Source organism: Cupriavidus sp. C1SS-2L (assembly GCF_057073735.1).
In genome coordinates this window covers 3188026-3202570 of sequence record NZ_CP172708.1, presented here as the reverse complement: position 1 = coordinate 3202570, position 14545 = coordinate 3188026, and the positions used below count along the sequence as shown (strand labels likewise).

Sequence of the window (14545 nt, the reverse complement as noted above, 5' to 3'; positions counted from 1 at the left end):
TGTCCCGGCCAACCGCTTCACAGGATCGCGACATGAGAGAAGCGCATGCCGGCACGGACGCCGGCAAACAGCAAGCGCGGCACAGATCGGGCAAATCACGGCGTACGCAAGGCGCCGCCGTGCAGGCAGGGCAGGGTCAACTGGCGCAACACGGCGCCTTGCTGGCACCTGCCCTGTTGCTTTTCGCGTCCGGCGCGGCCGGACTGATTTACCAGGTTCTCTGGATCAAGCAGCTTGCGCTCGTGGTCGGGGTGGATGTGCACGCCGTGACCACGGCCGTGAGCGCGTTCTTTGCCGGGCTGGCGCTCGGCGGCTGGCTGTTCGGCCGCGTCGCTGACCGCCATGCGAGGCCGTTGCGGCTGTATGCGTGGCTCGAAATCGGCGTGCTCGTGCTGGCGATTGGCGCCACGCTGTTGCTGGCACGATCCGCTGCGCCGTTCGCATGGCTCGAAAGTCGTGTAGGCCTGCTGGCCTGGGCATTGCCGTTCGTGCTGGTGATACTGCCGGCTGCAGCCATGGGCGGCACGCTGCCAGTCTTGATGCGCGTGCTGGCGTCGCGTGCGGGGCAGGTCGGCACGCACGGCGGGCGCTTGTATGCCGCCAATACCACGGGCGCCATTGCCGGCACGCTGCTGGCGGGCTTCGTGCTGATTCCGTGGCTCGGCATCACGGGCAGTGCGCTGGCCGCGGCCACGCTCAACGGCGTCGCAGCGATCGCCGCGTTTGCCATGGCATCGCGAGCCGTAGCAACAGAAGCGTCGGCGGCGGACCCGGTGCCCGCATCTGCACAGCCGGCGCGAGATGCCGGTGGTGGCCGGCTCGCGCTCGTGCTCTATGCCGCAGCGGGCGGCATCGCGCTCGGCTATGAAGTGGTCTGGTCGCAAGCGATCGTGCAGTTCATCAGCACGCGCACGTTTGCGTTCACGGTGGTGCTGGCCACGTATCTGGCCGGGCTGGCGATCGGCAGCGCGCTGGCCGCGCGCCGCGCCGATCGCGTACGCGATCCGTGGGGCGCATTCGCGATGCTGATCGCCGCGGCCGGGCTCGTCGCACTGCTGGAAATCGTCGTACTCGGGGAGTGGCTGCTGCTCGCGCAAGCCGCGGTATCGGCGTGGGTGCAGTCCGCCACGTCGAACGGTCTGGCTGCCGCATGCGCGAGCTTCGCGGTGGCGGCGCTGTGCGTGGTGTTCGTGCCGACGCTGCTGCTGGGGGCCGCATTCCCGTTCGTGTTGCGCGTCGGCGTGGACAACCACCGGCTTGGCTCTGGCGTGGGTGCGGTGGTCGCGCTCAATACGCTGGGTGGTATCGCGGGGACGGCTGTGGCGGGGTTTGTGCTGGTGCCGCGCATCGGGCTTGTGCACGCACTGTCGCTGTTGGCCGTCGGTGCCGGCATCGTTGGCGTGATCGCGGTGGCACTCGGCTCTGGCGTGCACAAGCTCGCACGTTGGGCGGTGCCGATGGTGGCATTGCTCGCCGTGATCGCCGCGGCGCTGGCGCCCGCGGACCGGCTCGCCACGCTGCTCGCACGCGCACGCGGTGGCGAGATTGCGTTCTACGAGGAAGGCCGCGGCGCGACTGTAGCGGTGGTGAAGCAGGCATCTGCGACCCACACGTTCAATCGGCTCTATATCCAGGGCGTGTCCAACTCCGGCGACACCATGACGTCTCTGCGCTACATGCGCCTGCAGGCGCTGCTGCCGCTGATCGTGCATGGCGGCACGCCGCGTTCGGTGCTGGTGATCGGTCTGGGCACGGGCATCACGGCCGGCGCCACGCTGCCGTATCCGGGCCTTGAACATCGCGTCGTCGCAGAGCTGCTGCCACCCGTGCTGCGCGCGGTGCCCCAGTTCCAGGGCAACTACAACGTGGCCGGCGACAAGCGTGTCGATATCCGGCTGCGCGATGGCCGGCGCGAACTGCTGCAGAGCGAACAACGCTACGACCTGATCACGCTGGAGCCACCCCCGCCTTCGGCCGCGGGCGTGGTTAGCCTGTACTCGACCGATTTCTACAAGCTGGCGGCGGCGCGCCTGCAGCCGGGCGGGCTGGTCGCGCAATGGCTGCCGCTGCCCACGCAGAACGACGAGGACACGCGTGCGCTGGTGCGCAGCTTCCTCGACGTGTTTCCGCATGCGACGTTGTGGACCACCGAGTTGCACGAGATGATGCTGGTCGGCTCGATGTCGCCGATCAAGCTGGATCCGGAGCGCATCCGCCAGCGTTTTGCCGAGCCCGAGGTGTCGGCGGCACTGCGCGCGGTGGGCGTGACGTCGACGGCTGCATTGCTCGCGACCTGGGTGACCGGCCGGGAAGGCCTGGAGCGCTACGCGGGCGATGCGCCCGCCGTGACCGACGACCATCCTCGCATCGAATACGCGGGCTGGGTGCGGCGCACGGAGTTTCCGCTGGTCCTGCAGCGGCTGCTGACGCTGCAGACTGAGCCGCCGCTGGCGGAGGCCGACGCGGCGCTGATCTCCGACATCGGACTCGAACGCGAAACGCTGCACACCTTCTACACGGCCGGTCTCGACGCCTACTACGGTGACCGCGAGGCCTGGGCGCTGCATATGAACAAGGTGATGCGCACCGATCCCGACAATCCGTACTACGCCTGGTTCGGCGGTGGCCGCCGCGCCGCCGCCCCATCGAGGAATCCCCAATGAGCACCCGTGACGACGTGCTGGCGCTGCAGCAGCGGATGGGCGAGTCCATCGTCGGCCAGCAGCATATGGTCGAGCGCCTGTTGCTTGGCCTGCTGGCCGATGGCCACCTGCTGGTGGAAGGGCTACCAGGGCTGGCCAAGACGCGCGCGATCAAGGTGCTCGCGCGCAACCTGGAGGCGAAGCTGTCGCGCATCCAGTTCACGCCGGATTTGCTGCCGGCCGACATCACCGGGTCCGAGGTGTACTACAGCGAGGGCGGCAAGGGCGAGTTCCGCTTCCAGGCTGGCCCGATCTTCGCCAACCTGGTGCTGGCGGATGAAGTGAACCGCTCTCCGGCGAAGGTGCAAGCGGCGCTGCTTGAAGCGATGGAAGAGCGCCAGGTCACCGTGGGCGGCACGACGCACAAGCTCGACCCGCTGTTCCTCGTCATGGCCACGCAGAACCCGATCGAGCAGGAAGGGACATACCCGCTGCCCGAGGCGCAGATGGATCGCTTCCTGATGCACGTGAACGTGACCTATCCCGCCGCGGATGCCGAGGCGCAGATCGTGGCGCTGGCGCGGGCCGAAGAATCCGGCGCGGCGTCGAACGCGCAGGGCGCGGCTGCGCAGCGGCTGGCCCCCGAAGTCATCTTCGCCGCGCGTGCCGAGATCCACGGCATCCATGTCAGCGATGCGGTGGCACGCTACATGGTCGCGCTGGTACACGCCACGCGCGAGCCGAAGGCCGTGGACGACGAGCTGGATCGATGGATTCAGGTCGGCGTGAGCCCGCGTGGCTCGATCGGGCTGGACAAGGTTGCACGCGCCTATGCCTGGTTGCGTGGCCATGACTTCGTCTCGCCCGAGGACGTCCAGGCCGTCGTGCATGAAGTATTCCGCCATCGCCTGATCCTGTCGTATGAGGCGCACGCGGCCGGCGTCAGTGCCGATGCCGTGATCGATCGCCTCGTGCAGCAGGTGGCCGTGGCCTGATGCGGCGGGCGCGATTATGCGGTCCCATCTCGCATCGCTCGCCCGTTCGCCCGTGGCTGCCAGCCCTGCGCAGGAGCGCGTGCAGCCCGGCGTCAGCGTCGATGCCGCGACGCTGGCTGCGCTCGAGGTCGCCGCACGCGATTTCCATTTCCTGCCACGCCAGCCGGTGCACAGCGTGCTCGCCGGCCGGCATGCGTCGCGCGTGCGCGGACGCGGCCTGACCTTCGAAGAGTTGCGCGGCTACCTGCCCGGCGACGATATCCGCAGCATGGACTGGCGCGTCACCGCGCGCACCGGCAAGCCGCACGTGCGCGTGTACAGCGAGGAGAAGGACCGTCCCGTGTTGCTGCTCGTGGACCAGCGCATCAACATGTTCTTCGGCAGCCGCCGCGCGATGAAGTCGGTCGTGGCCGCAGAGGCTGCGGCGCTGGCGGCGTGGCGCGTGCTGTCCGAGGGCGACCGCGTCGGAGGGCTCGTGTTCGGCGACAACGAATGCACCGAGCTTGCGCCGCGCCGCAGCCGGCAGGCCGTTGAGCACCTGCTCGGCGAGATCGCGCGACATAACCAGTCGCTACGCGCCGATGCTCCTGCACGGCGCGGCGCAAGTCAGCTCAACGCCGCGCTCGAGCGCGCAGCAAGGCTCGCGCGGCACGACCACCTCGTCATCGTCATCAGTGACTTTGACGGGCATGACGCGACCACGCGCGACCTGATGCTGTCGATGTGCGCGCGCAACGACGTGCTGACGATGCTGGTGTACGACCCGTTCCTGCTGGAACTCCCCGACTCCGGCCATCTCGTGGTCAGTGACGGCGAATTACAGGTCGAACTCGGCTTCGGCCAGGCATCCACGCGCAAGGGCATCGCCGATTTCGTAGACACGCAGAGCCGCAGCCTCATGGACTGGCATCGCGCCATCGGCGTGCCGCTGCTGCCGTTGTCGGCGGCTGAGGAGACTCCGCAGCAGTTGCGTCGTCTGCTGGGCCAGGCCGCACCGCAAGGTCAAACGCGCGTTCGCGGCGCACGGGTAGAGCAGCAATGACGGACCTCGTGCGCAGCACGGCTGAGCCCGACAGCGCCACGATCTCCGGCGAACTCCAGACACTGGCCGATGTGGCGGTTCCGGCGCCGCCGTCGTGGCGGCCGCAGACCATCGGCTGGCCCGTGGCTGGTGCGATCGTGCTTGCGCTGCTGGTGTTTGCAACCTGGCGCTGGTGGCGCCGTTATCGCGCGAACCGCTATCGCCGCGAGGCGCTGGCCGAACTCGCGCGGCTGCGCGCAGGCATGACAGCTTCCCCTGCCGCGCGCGCGCAGGCGCTGGCAGACATGGCCGAGCTGCTCAAGCGCACCGCGCTGGCGGCATGGCCGCGCGCACAGGTGGCCAGCATGGCGGGCGCGGAGTGGGTGCAGTTCCTGCAGGCCAACGCGGGCAAGGCCGGCGCGGCCGTGCCGACGCTCGCGGCGCTCGTCAACGACGCGCAGTACCGCGATGCCGCCGCGCTGGCGCAGTGGCCGGAAACCCAGGTAACGGCCACGGCCACCGCCTGCCAGCAATGGATTGCCGGTCACCATGTACCAGTTTGAATATCCGTGGCTCTTCGTGCTGCTGCCGCTGCCCTTGCTGCTGTGGTGGCTGTTGCCGCCGTATCGCGAGGAAAGTCCTTCAGTGCGGCTGCCTTTCTTCGGCGAGGTGGCGAGCGCATTGGGCCTGGAGCCGGCGGCTGGCGCCGTCGTGCCACGCAGCAACTGGCTGCAGCGCATCCTGGCGCCGCTCGCATGGGCGTTGCTGGTGACCGCGCTGGCGCGGCCGCAGTTCCTGGAGGCGCCGATCGAAAAGACGCAGCCCGTGCGCGATCTGCTGCTTGCGCTGGACTTGTCGCAATCCATGGACACGCGCGATTTCCGTGACCCGTCCGGCGCGCTGATTCCGCGCGTGCAGGCGGTGCGCGAGGTGGTCAGCAGCTTCGTGGCGCGCCGGCCCGGCGACCGCATCGGCCTGATCGTGTTTGGCGATGCGCCGTATCCGCTCGCGCCGTTCACGCTGGACCACGCGCTCGTGCAGACCATGATCCGCGACCTGCTGCCGGGCATGGCCGGACCCAGTACCGCACTGGGTGATGCGGTCGGCCTCGGCATCAAGATGTTCGACCAGAGCCAGGCACCGGAGAAGGTGCTGATCGTGCTCACCGATGGCAATGACACAGCCAGCAAGATGCCGCCCGAGCGCGCGGCGGATATCGCGAAGCAGCGGCATGTGACCGTGCATACGATCGGCATCGGCGATCCGTCCGCCGAGGGCGAGCAGCGCGTCGATCTCGGCGTGCTGCAGCGCATGGCGGCGCAGACCGGCGGGCGTTACTTCTTCGGTGCGGACCAGAACAGCCTGGAAAGCATCTACGCGACGCTCGACCGCATCACGCCGCACAACCACAAGACGCTGTCATGGCGGCCGCGGCGCGAGCTGTTCATGTGGCCGCTTGGTGCGGCGATCGGTGTGGTGCTCGTGTACCAACTCATCATGGCGATCTGGTCGGCCTGGCTGTCGCGGCCGCGCCGGCAGAATGCGCCGCAGCCGGCCACGGAGGAGCCGTGATGCAGGCGCCCGCGGCATTCCATTTCCTGCGCCCGTGGTGGCTGCTCGTGCTGATTCCGGCGGTGCTGCTGGTGTGGGCCGTGCAACGGCGCGGCGATGTCCGGCGGCGCTGGCGCGACGCCATCGCCCCGCATCTGCTCGATGCGCTGATGGTCGGCGAGCGCCGTCGGCTGGCGATCCGGCCCGTACACCTGACCGCGCTGCTGCTCGCATTCGGCGCCATCGCACTGGCCGGGCCGGCATGGGAGCGTGAGCGCCCGCCATTCCTCGACGACAAGGCGCCGCTGGCCATCGCGATCGACCTGTCGCCAACCATGGACGCGATCGACGTGACGCCCACACGGCTCGAGCGCGCCAAGCTCAAGGTCAAGGCGCTGCTCGCGCGCCGCGACGGCGGACGCACGGCGATCTGGGCCTACGCGGGCTCGACGCACCTGGTGCTGCCGCTGACTGACGACGCCACGCTGTTGCAGACCTTTGTCGATGCGCTGCAGACACGGATCATGCCCGCGCCCGGCAAGGACACCGCGCTCGCGCTGCGCACCATCGACGCCGCACTCGCGCATGAGGAGGTACCGGGAACCATCCTGTTCCTGACCGACAGCATGGAGGCAGCCGCCGTGCGCGCGTTCAAGGCCCAGGCCAGCGGCGGGCGCAGCCAGCCCGTGGTGCTGGCGATTGGCACCGAACGCGGTGGCCCGCTGCGCAGCGGATCCGTGGGCTTTGTCGAAAAGGACGGCGTGCGCGTGTTCTCGCGCATGGACACGGCTGCACTCAAGCGCTTTGGTGACGACACCGGCGTGCCGGTGGCCACGTTCACACCGGACAGCGACGATGACGTGGCCTGGGTCCAGCGCCATGTGCAGTCGCATCTCGCGCAGAAGCAAACGGCGGAGAACTCGCGCTGGAAGGATGAAGGCTGGTGGCTCACGATCCCGATCGCGCTGCTCGGCGTGCTGTGGTTCCGCAAGGGCTGGACCGTGCGCTGGATCACCGGCCTGTTGCTGGCGATGGCGCTGGCCGCGCCGCAACAGGAACTGCGCGCGCAAGCGTCCGCACCGGACGCTGCACCGCCTGCGTGGCGCTTCGCCGACCTGTGGCTCACGCATGACCAGCAGGGCCGGCTGGCATTCGAGCGTGGCGATTTTGCCGGCGCCGCCGCACTGTTCGACGACCCCATGTGGCGCGGCGTGGCGCAGTACCGCGCGGGGCAGTACGCGAAGGCCGTGCAGAGCTTCGCACTCGTCGATTCGCCCGAGAGCGACTTCAACCAGGGCGATGCGCTGGCGCACCTTGGCAAGTACAAGGACGCGGCGGCGCGCTATCGGCAGGCGCTGAAGCGCCGTCCGCAATGGCCGGCGGCGACGGCCAATCTCGCGCTCATGGAAAAGCTGGCCGCGAAGGCGGACAAGCCAAAGGAAGGCGAGGAGCCGCCGGACATCAAGCCTGACGAAGTCAAGTATGACCGTGAGTCCAAGCCGCCCGAGGGCGAAGGCAAGAAAACGGAAATGGGTGCGGTCCAGAGCGCCGAGACCTGGATGCGTGCGATCCAGACCTCGCCGACCGAGCTGCTGCAGCGCAAGTTCGCGCTGCAGCAGAGCCAGGCACAGCCGTCCGCCGGAGACAAGCCATGATGCGGGCAAGGCGCGATATCGGGCACTGGCTGGCCGGCTTTGTGCTGTGGCTTTCCTGCGCCCTCGCGCTGGCGGCCGAGCCGGTGGTGCGCGTCAAGGTCGATGCAAAGCAGCCGGTGATGCCGGGCCAGCAGATCCCGGTCGAGGTGACGATCCTGGCGCCCAACTTCTTCATGTCGGCGCCGGTCTTCCCGACGCTGCAGGTGCCCGGCGCGATCGTGACCATGCCGGATGACCGCGGCCTCAACACGGTCGAGAAGATCGACGGCGTGAGCTATGCCGGCATCCAGAAGACGTATCTGTTCGCGGCGGAGCAGGGCGGCGATTTCCCGTTGCCGCAGGTGTCGATTGCCTTCACTTACGCGGGCGACGACGGCAAGCCGCAGCAAGGCAAGGTCACGTTGCCGGCCACCACGATTCACGCTTCTGGGGCTGCGGGTACCGCGGTCAGCACGACACTGCCGGTGGCACGCCTGAACGTCACGCAGAGTTTCGACCGGCCGGTCAACGGCGCGCAGGCGCAGTTCCACGCTGGCGATGCGCTGGTGCGCACCATCACCACGTTCGCGCCGCAGACGCAGGCCATGATGATCCGGCCGCCGAAGCTCGAGGCGCCGTCCGGCGTGCGCGTGTTCGCGGGCGATCCGCAGCTCAGCGACGCCGCACAAGACAGCGCGGGCAATACGGGCGGCAGGCGCACGGACCGCATCACCTATGTGTTCGAGCATGCCGGCACCTATACGCTGCCCGCGGTCAAGGTCGAATGGTTCGATCCCGTCACGCGCCAGCCCGGCGAATCGGAAGCGCCCGAGGTAAAGGTGGAAGTGGCATCCGCGCCGAGGCTGTCAGGCCTCTTGCCGACCGGTCCGCATGCGGCGGCGCTGCCCGGCGAAGGCGTTACCACGCGGCGCTTGTGGCGATGGGCCGCCGGTGGTGCGGTGGTACTGGGGCTTGCATGGCTGCTGCTGCGTTGGGCACGTCCGCACGTGGCGCGGTGGCGGCGGGCACTGGCGGCGCGGCGCAGCGCCCGCGCAGCCAGCAGCGAGGCGCGCCTGGCGGCGCTGCTACAGGCCTGCCGCGCCAGTGACGCCGCAGCGGCATACCGCGCGTTGGGCGCGTGGTCGAATACCGCGTCGGGCAAGGCGCCGTCGGACTGGGCCGCCGGCACGGACGATCAGGCTGTGATCGCGGCCGTCGGTGCCCTGGAGCGGCACCTGTTCGGCGCCGATGCCGGGCACGGACAGTGGTCCGGCAGCGCGCTCGCGCAAGTCCTGCCGAAATATGCCGCTGCGCGCCGGCACATCTCCAGGCACCGAGCCACGCCGGCGGCACTGCCGCCGCTCAACCCCTGAGCGGGGGCTGGCCGAACAGGCCGGATCGACTATGATGGGCGCCTCGCCGCCGCACCCCCCATGATCCCGTGACTGGCGGCGGTTTTCCTTCCACTTTGCTCGATGCCGCCATGGCCCGTCTTCAGCTCGACCTTCCTGCCGACCAGTTCTGCTATTCGACCCATCTGACTGTGCGTGTCACCGAGATCAACTCGGCCAATCACCTGGCCAACGACGCCATGATTTCGATGATCTCCGAGGCGCGCGCCCGTTTCCTGTACGAGTTCGGCAGTGTGGGCGATCAGGTCGAAGGCCTTGGCATCATCGTCACGGACCTGGCCACGATGTACCGCAATGAAGCGCATGCGCGCGACCAGTTGCTGTTCGAAGTCGGCGTGATGGATTTCAACAAGTACGGCGGCGACATCATCTTCCGCATCACGCGCCCGCAGGACAGCGCGCTGATCGCCATGGCCAAGTCCGGCTTCGTGTTCTTCGACTACCAGCAGAAGAAAGTGAAGGCGATGCCGGCCGGCTTTGCGGACCGCTTCCCCAAGGTCAACTGGATCGACTGAGGGATCGCTTCAGCATCACGCGGCCGGCGGTGTCTGCGGCGCGATGAAGTGCGATACCACTGGCGGTTGCGCGCCGCTGTGGAATGCCAGCGCGCGTTCCTGCACATCGCGGTCATGGAGCGTCACGCGCTCATGCTGGCGCAGGTGCTCCAGCCACGACACGACCTGGAAGCATTCGACGTAGCGCCCCGGCTGCGCGGCATCTTCGAACAAGCCCCATGAAAAAGCACCGTCACGCAGGCGGGCCTGACTCAGTTCGTCCAGCGTGGCGACAAAGCGTGCCGCGTTTTCGGGCCGTACCTGATATTCGATCGTGATCAGCACCGGGCCGCGGTCGTGCGCGACTTCATCGCTGACCGTCGGCGCTGGCCAATGCATGGACGGGGCCAGTTGCGAAGAATCGCCCTGCTGCAGCTTGTAGCGCCACGTCAGCGCGATGGCCAGCACCGCGCCGGCGCTCGCGATCAGCAGCGCGGCGGAGATGCCGAAGTGCGTTGCGGTCTGGCCCCAGACGATGCTGCCTGCGCTCATCGAGCCGAAAAACACGGTGACGAAGATCGACAGGCCGCGTGCGCGCACCCATTCCGGCAGCGATGTCTGCGCGGACACGTTGAGCGTGGTCAGCACGGCAATCCATGAGGCGCCTGCTACGAGGCTCGCCACACCGGCTGCCACGGGGTTGTGGATCGTGGCAAAGAGCAACAGCGCTACCACAGTACCCATGGTGCCCAGCGCCACCACGCTGTCGGGGCCGAGCCGCTGGCGCAGCCGGCCCAATCCCAGCGCGCCCAGCACCGCGCCAACGCCCACGCAGCCAAGCAGCACGCCGTAGAGCTGGGCGCCCCCGGCCAGCACCTGTCGCACGATCAACGGCAGCATGGCCCAGTAGGCGCTCGCGAACAGAAAGAAGGCTGCCGCGCGCGCGAGCGTGGCCTTGAGCGCCTGGCTATGCCATGCGAAGCGCACGCCGGCGCGCATGGCGCCGAGCAGGTCTTCGGTGGGCAGCCGGCGCTCTGCCGGTGCAGGCGGGCGCCACCACGCGAGTGCGGCCACCACAGCCAGGAAACTGACGGCATTGATCAGGAAGGGCGCAGCCACGCCGATGCCGGAAATGATGAAGCCCGCCAGGGCAGGGCCGATGGCGCGGCTGATATTGATACCCACGCTGTTGGTGGCCACCGCCTGCTGCAGCGCCTGGCGCGGGACAAGGCTCGGCACGATGGCCTGCCAGGCCGGCGCCGTGATGGCGGCTCCCACGCCCATTGCGAACGTGAACAGCAACAGCAGCACGGGGGTGGCCGCACCCAGCAACACCACCACACCGAGGCCCGCAGCGACCAGGGCCATCACGATCTGCACCGCCAGCAACATCTTGCGCCGGTCGAGGATATCGGCCAGCGCCCCTGCTGGCAGCGCCAGCAGGAACACCGGCAGCGACGTCGCGGTCTGCACCAGTGCCACCCACGCCGGCGACGGCGCGAGCGACGTCATGAGCCAGCCGGCGCCGACGTCATGCATCCAGGTGCCGATATTCGAGAGCACCGTGGCGATCCACAGCACCGTGAACGCAGGATAGGAGAAGGGGCCCGCAGCCGGGGCGCCGGTGCGTGATGGGGCGCCAGAAGGCGAAGCCTTGGAGTTGTCCACGTGTAGCTCCGGAAAAGGGCGTGTGGGGCAACTTCAAGGCTAAACATAAAACGGCCGCGTGGAGCGGCCGTCGAAAGTTTTCAGATCGGTGGGGCAGGCAGGCCTCAGGCCTTGCGTTCTCCGCCAAGCGCTTCGGTCAGGTCGCCGAGCATGCCGGCCAGTTCTCCGGCCATCAGCGTGAAATCCGCGTCGAAACGCTCGTCTTCGTCGCTGACCGTGCCGTCGGCCTGTTCTTTGATCACATCGAGCGGTGCTACGCGCTTGATCGCCAGCGAATCGGTCAGCACGAACGACACGCGGTCGTTCCAGGTCATGGCCAGGCGCGTGCAGCGCTTGCCGCCGGAAATATGGCGGCGCAGGTCTTCGGCGTCGAGCGGATGGCGGACGTAGCGGACGGTGGCCTTGCTCTCGCTGCCCGACTGCAGCTCGATTTCCTGGTCGACGGTGAAGCCGGCGGGAGCGACGTCGGTCGACAGCCAGTCCGTCATCGCAGCGACGGGCGACTGGTTCACGTGCAGATTCGCGAGCGGCAGCGCGTCCAGTGCCTTGAACAGCATGCCGCGTACTTCGTCGGCCTTGGCTGTGCTGGCGGCGTCGATGGCGAGCCAGCCATTGTCCGGGTCGATCCACACGCGCGTGTCGCGGCGGATGCTGAACGCGCGTGGCAGCAGTTCTTCGGTGACCTGCTCCTTCAGTTCGCGCAGCTGCTTGCGGCCCGGCTTGTAGCCTTGCTGCTCCTCGACCTCGGCCGCGCGTGCCTTGGTGACCTGGTTGACCACGGTGGCGGGCAGCAGCTTCTTTTCGGTGCGCAGCGTCAGCAACATCTGGCGGCCCACGGCGTGCACCAGCTGGCCGTTGTCGCGTGGCGAAGCCCAGCCCTGCGTCTGCATTTCAAGGCTGGTGCCGGGGAAGAAGGCATGTTTGGCCAGGCTGGCTTCGACTTCGTCGGCGCTGGGCGACCATGGAGCGGAAAAACGGTGGAGCTGCAGGTTCTTGAACCACATGGGAGGAATTCGGCCAAAGGGACGAATTCTATCCGGTCGCGCCGCGCCGCCGGAAAAAGCGGTCGACACGGCGGCCGGTTGATGTGGTTGGTGCTACAGGTCGAGCTTGGTGATCTTGCTGCCTTCGAGGCTCAGCCCGGCCATCAGGCCCGCGTTGGTCATGACGAAGCCGACGATCGGGCTCTGCGCGGTGTTGGTGTCCAGCACGCCGTTGGCACCGACCGTAGCCAGTGCCACGGTGGCATCCACGCCGGCGGTCCAGCCGTTGCTGCGCACGAACTTGTCGTAGGCCTCCTGCGTCAGGAACATCAGGATGACGGACTTGGACTGCGCGCCGATCTGCCAGCCGACCGAGCCTGCAATCAGGCGGTAATAGCCGCGCGTGGCACCGCCCGAGCGCAGCGCGCCGTCACCATACTCGCCGCCGACCACGAAGCCCGCCGTGAGCGTCTTCGGGAAGACCAGGATGCCGCGCGCCTTGTTGGCCAGGTCACGCGAGCCATTGACGCTGCCGTACAGTTTGCTGAGCGTGGCATCCACGCCGGAGTCCAGTTCGCGCCGCCGCGCGGCCTTGTCGCTTGGCGCATCGGGCCCCGTGGTGGTGCAGGCAGCCAGCGACAAGCCGCCGAGCACGAGGCCGGCACTGGTTTGGAGGAATGAGCGGCGCTTCATACGATCTCCTTCTGCTTGTTTGTGTACTTTTAAGCATAGTGCGCGACCGCCTTTGGGCCAATGGTGGACCGTATGCAACACGTCGAAGTCGTTTCCATTTGTTAATGTTGTGATGTGTGGTCGACTTTCGCCCGGCAAAGGCGGACATGCTGCGGTACAGTCCCGACGCATGAAGACGATCCTCCAAGCCCCCAAACTCTCCATCCTGCTGGTCGCGGTGCTGCTAGGCGCCTGCGGGTCGCAGCCATCGGCGCCTGATGCGAGTGCCGCTGCCAACGCCGATGCAAGTGCCGACAATGGCTGGCAAGCGTTGCGCGCCCGCTACATGGATTGCGTGCAGCACCGTGCCGACGACGGCATCGCGGGCAAAGCCCAGACGAAGGAGGTGGTGTCCTCGGCACTGGCCGCCTGCAACGGCGAGCTGAAGGCCATGCACGATGCGTTCGGTTCGTACCTGGATGGCCAAATGGTGTCGTCGCACGGCAAGTCCGGCGCGCGCCAGGCGGCGGACCGCGTGACGACGGATACCCGCGAGAAGGCGCGCAGCTACCTGACGCGCTATGTCGAGCGCGAGCGCTACGTTGCGCACAACAAGTAAGCCGCGCCGGCGCTAGAGCATTTCAAGCGCCCCTGGCCCAGTCGGCGGCGGGAACAGGCGGTCGAGTTCCTGCAGCTGTTCCGGCGTGAGCGGATGCTGTAGCGCGCCCAGGTTTTCGCGCAGGCGCTCGCGATGGCCGGTCTTCGGAATCGCAATGATGTCGTCGTGCGCAAGTAGCCACGCCAGCGCCACCTGCGCCGGCGTCATGCCGCTGTCTTGCGCGAAGCGCACGAGCTTCGGATGCCGCACCAGCCGCGCCTGCTCGATCGGGGAGTAGGCCATCACCGGCACGCGGCGCTCGCGCAGCCACGGCAGCAGATCCCATTCAATGCCGCGCCGCGTGAGGTTGTAGAGCAGCTGGTTGACCGCCACCTGGTCGCCACCGGGGACATCCCACAGTTCCTCCATATCGGACAGGTCCAGGTTGCTCACGCCATAGCGGCGGATCTTGCCGTCACGCTGCAGCTTCTGCAGCGCTTCCACCGTTTCCTCGAATGCAATGCCGCCGCGCCAGTGCAGCAGGTACAGATCGAGACGATCGGTGCCAAGCCGCCGCAGGCTGCGCTCGCACGCAGCCACGGTGCCGCGCTTGCTGGCGTTGTGCGGGTAGACCTTGCTGACCAGGAAGACCTTGTCGCGGCGCCCGGCAATGGCTTCGCCGATCATCTCCTCGGACTGGCCTTCGCCGTACATCTCGGCGGTGTCGATCAGGCGCAGGCCCAGGTCCAGGCCCAGCCGCAGCGTGGCGATTTCCTCGACACGCGCGGCGCGGTTCTCGCCCATATTCCACGTTCCCATGCCAAGCGCGGGTATGCGCTCGCCATCGGGCAGGGTGACATGTTTCATGGTGGCTA

General features: G+C 67.9%; 13 protein-coding genes. 9 read left to right on the top strand and 4 right to left on the bottom strand.

Annotation, left to right across the window (positions count from 1 at the left end; all coding sequences use genetic code 11):
* Nucleotides 1-32 precede the first annotated feature (32 nt).
* The 8 genes from ACIGJG_RS14835 to ACIGJG_RS14800 all read left to right on the top strand — a co-directional run bounded on the left by ACIGJG_RS14835 (nucleotide 33) and on the right by ACIGJG_RS14800 (nucleotide 9770).
* On the top strand, nucleotides 33-2663 hold the full coding sequence (locus ACIGJG_RS14835) for a fused MFS/spermidine synthase (protein ID WP_483672472.1): 2631 nt from the start codon (nucleotides 33-35) through the stop codon (nucleotides 2661-2663).
* Complete coding sequence (locus ACIGJG_RS14830; protein ID WP_011299037.1) at nucleotides 2660-3637, top strand: AAA family ATPase; 978 nt, start codon at nucleotides 2660-2662, stop codon at nucleotides 3635-3637. The genes ACIGJG_RS14835 and ACIGJG_RS14830 overlap by 4 nt, the downstream gene beginning before the upstream one ends.
* 16 nt (nucleotides 3638-3653) lie before the next feature.
* Nucleotides 3654-4679: a DUF58 domain-containing protein gene (locus tag ACIGJG_RS14825; RefSeq protein ID WP_011299036.1), complete on the top strand. Its 1026-nt coding sequence runs from the start codon at nucleotides 3654-3656 to the stop codon at nucleotides 4677-4679.
* On the top strand, nucleotides 4676-5221 hold the full coding sequence (locus ACIGJG_RS14820) for a DUF4381 domain-containing protein (RefSeq protein WP_483672471.1): 546 nt from the start codon (nucleotides 4676-4678) through the stop codon (nucleotides 5219-5221). Before ACIGJG_RS14825 ends, ACIGJG_RS14820 begins: the two co-directional genes overlap by 4 nt.
* Nucleotides 5208-6230, top strand: coding sequence for a vWA domain-containing protein (locus ACIGJG_RS14815; protein WP_483672469.1), 1023 nt, complete (start codon nucleotides 5208-5210; stop codon nucleotides 6228-6230). The genes ACIGJG_RS14820 and ACIGJG_RS14815 overlap by 14 nt, the downstream gene beginning before the upstream one ends.
* Nucleotides 6230-7864, top strand: a complete 1635-nt coding sequence (locus ACIGJG_RS14810) for a vWA domain-containing protein (RefSeq protein ID WP_483673085.1) — start codon at nucleotides 6230-6232, stop codon at nucleotides 7862-7864. The genes ACIGJG_RS14815 and ACIGJG_RS14810 overlap by 1 nt, the downstream gene beginning before the upstream one ends.
* A complete protein-coding gene (locus ACIGJG_RS14805) occupies nucleotides 7861-9216 on the top strand; it encodes a BatD family protein (RefSeq protein ID WP_483672468.1) in 1356 nt (451 codons plus the stop codon). The genes ACIGJG_RS14810 and ACIGJG_RS14805 overlap by 4 nt, the downstream gene beginning before the upstream one ends.
* Before the next feature lie 110 nt (nucleotides 9217-9326).
* On the top strand, nucleotides 9327-9770 hold the full coding sequence (locus tag ACIGJG_RS14800) for a thioesterase family protein (protein WP_140952096.1): 444 nt from the start codon (nucleotides 9327-9329) through the stop codon (nucleotides 9768-9770).
* Between the two features lie 15 nt (nucleotides 9771-9785).
* On the opposite strand, the gene ACIGJG_RS14795 is transcribed toward ACIGJG_RS14800, so the two are convergent.
* From ACIGJG_RS14795 to ACIGJG_RS14785, 3 genes are all read right to left on the bottom strand, one after another.
* Nucleotides 9786-11417 (bottom strand): MFS transporter, encoded by a 1632-nt coding sequence (locus ACIGJG_RS14795; RefSeq protein WP_011299030.1) that lies wholly within the window; start codon nucleotides 11415-11417, stop codon nucleotides 9786-9788.
* A 104-nt stretch (nucleotides 11418-11521) separates the two neighbouring features.
* Nucleotides 11522-12421: a recombination-associated protein RdgC gene (locus ACIGJG_RS14790; RefSeq protein ID WP_011299029.1), complete on the bottom strand. Its 900-nt coding sequence runs from the start codon at nucleotides 12419-12421 to the stop codon at nucleotides 11522-11524.
* Nucleotides 12422-12514: 93 nt separating this feature from the next.
* On the bottom strand, nucleotides 12515-13093 hold the full coding sequence (locus ACIGJG_RS14785) for a BPSL1445 family SYLF domain-containing lipoprotein (protein WP_011299028.1): 579 nt from the start codon (nucleotides 13091-13093) through the stop codon (nucleotides 12515-12517).
* Nucleotides 13094-13262: 169 nt separating this feature from the next.
* Here ACIGJG_RS14785 and ACIGJG_RS14780 point away from each other — a divergent pair, with 169 nt between their 5' ends.
* Complete coding sequence (locus ACIGJG_RS14780; RefSeq protein ID WP_140952102.1) at nucleotides 13263-13691, top strand: hypothetical protein; 429 nt, start codon at nucleotides 13263-13265, stop codon at nucleotides 13689-13691.
* A gap of 12 nt (nucleotides 13692-13703) precedes the next feature.
* Here the strand turns inward: ACIGJG_RS14780 and ACIGJG_RS14775 are convergent, their stop codons facing one another.
* On the bottom strand, nucleotides 13704-14537 hold the full coding sequence (locus ACIGJG_RS14775; protein WP_140952105.1) for an aldo/keto reductase: 834 nt from the start codon (nucleotides 14535-14537) through the stop codon (nucleotides 13704-13706).
* Nucleotides 14538-14545: the final 8 nt, after the last annotated feature.

What these genes read in the sequence shown, in the direction of transcription:
- ACIGJG_RS14800 (WP_140952096.1), top strand. Translation starts at nt 9,327, where the DNA reads ATGGCCCGTCTTCAGCTCGACCTTCCTGCCGACCAGTTCTGCTATTCG.
- ACIGJG_RS14830 (WP_011299037.1), top strand. Translation starts at nt 2,660, where the DNA reads ATGAGCACCCGTGACGACGTGCTGGCGCTGCAGCAGCGGATGGGCGAG.
- ACIGJG_RS14785 (WP_011299028.1), bottom strand. Translation starts at nt 13,093, where the DNA reads ATGAAGCGCCGCTCATTCCTCCAAACCAGTGCCGGCCTCGTGCTCGGC.
- ACIGJG_RS14835 (WP_483672472.1), top strand. Translation starts at nt 33, where the DNA reads ATGAGAGAAGCGCATGCCGGCACGGACGCCGGCAAACAGCAAGCGCGG.
- ACIGJG_RS14810 (WP_483673085.1), top strand. Translation starts at nt 6,230, where the DNA reads ATGCAGGCGCCCGCGGCATTCCATTTCCTGCGCCCGTGGTGGCTGCTC.
- ACIGJG_RS14805 (WP_483672468.1), top strand. Translation starts at nt 7,861, where the DNA reads ATGATGCGGGCAAGGCGCGATATCGGGCACTGGCTGGCCGGCTTTGTG.
- ACIGJG_RS14820 (WP_483672471.1), top strand. Translation starts at nt 4,676, where the DNA reads ATGACGGACCTCGTGCGCAGCACGGCTGAGCCCGACAGCGCCACGATC.
- ACIGJG_RS14790 (WP_011299029.1), bottom strand. Translation starts at nt 12,421, where the DNA reads ATGTGGTTCAAGAACCTGCAGCTCCACCGTTTTTCCGCTCCATGGTCG.
- ACIGJG_RS14780 (WP_140952102.1), top strand. Translation starts at nt 13,263, where the DNA reads ATGAAGACGATCCTCCAAGCCCCCAAACTCTCCATCCTGCTGGTCGCG.
- ACIGJG_RS14775 (WP_140952105.1), bottom strand. Translation starts at nt 14,537, where the DNA reads ATGAAACATGTCACCCTGCCCGATGGCGAGCGCATACCCGCGCTTGGC.
- ACIGJG_RS14815 (WP_483672469.1), top strand. Translation starts at nt 5,208, where the DNA reads ATGTACCAGTTTGAATATCCGTGGCTCTTCGTGCTGCTGCCGCTGCCC.
- ACIGJG_RS14825 (WP_011299036.1), top strand. Translation starts at nt 3,654, where the DNA reads ATGCGGTCCCATCTCGCATCGCTCGCCCGTTCGCCCGTGGCTGCCAGC.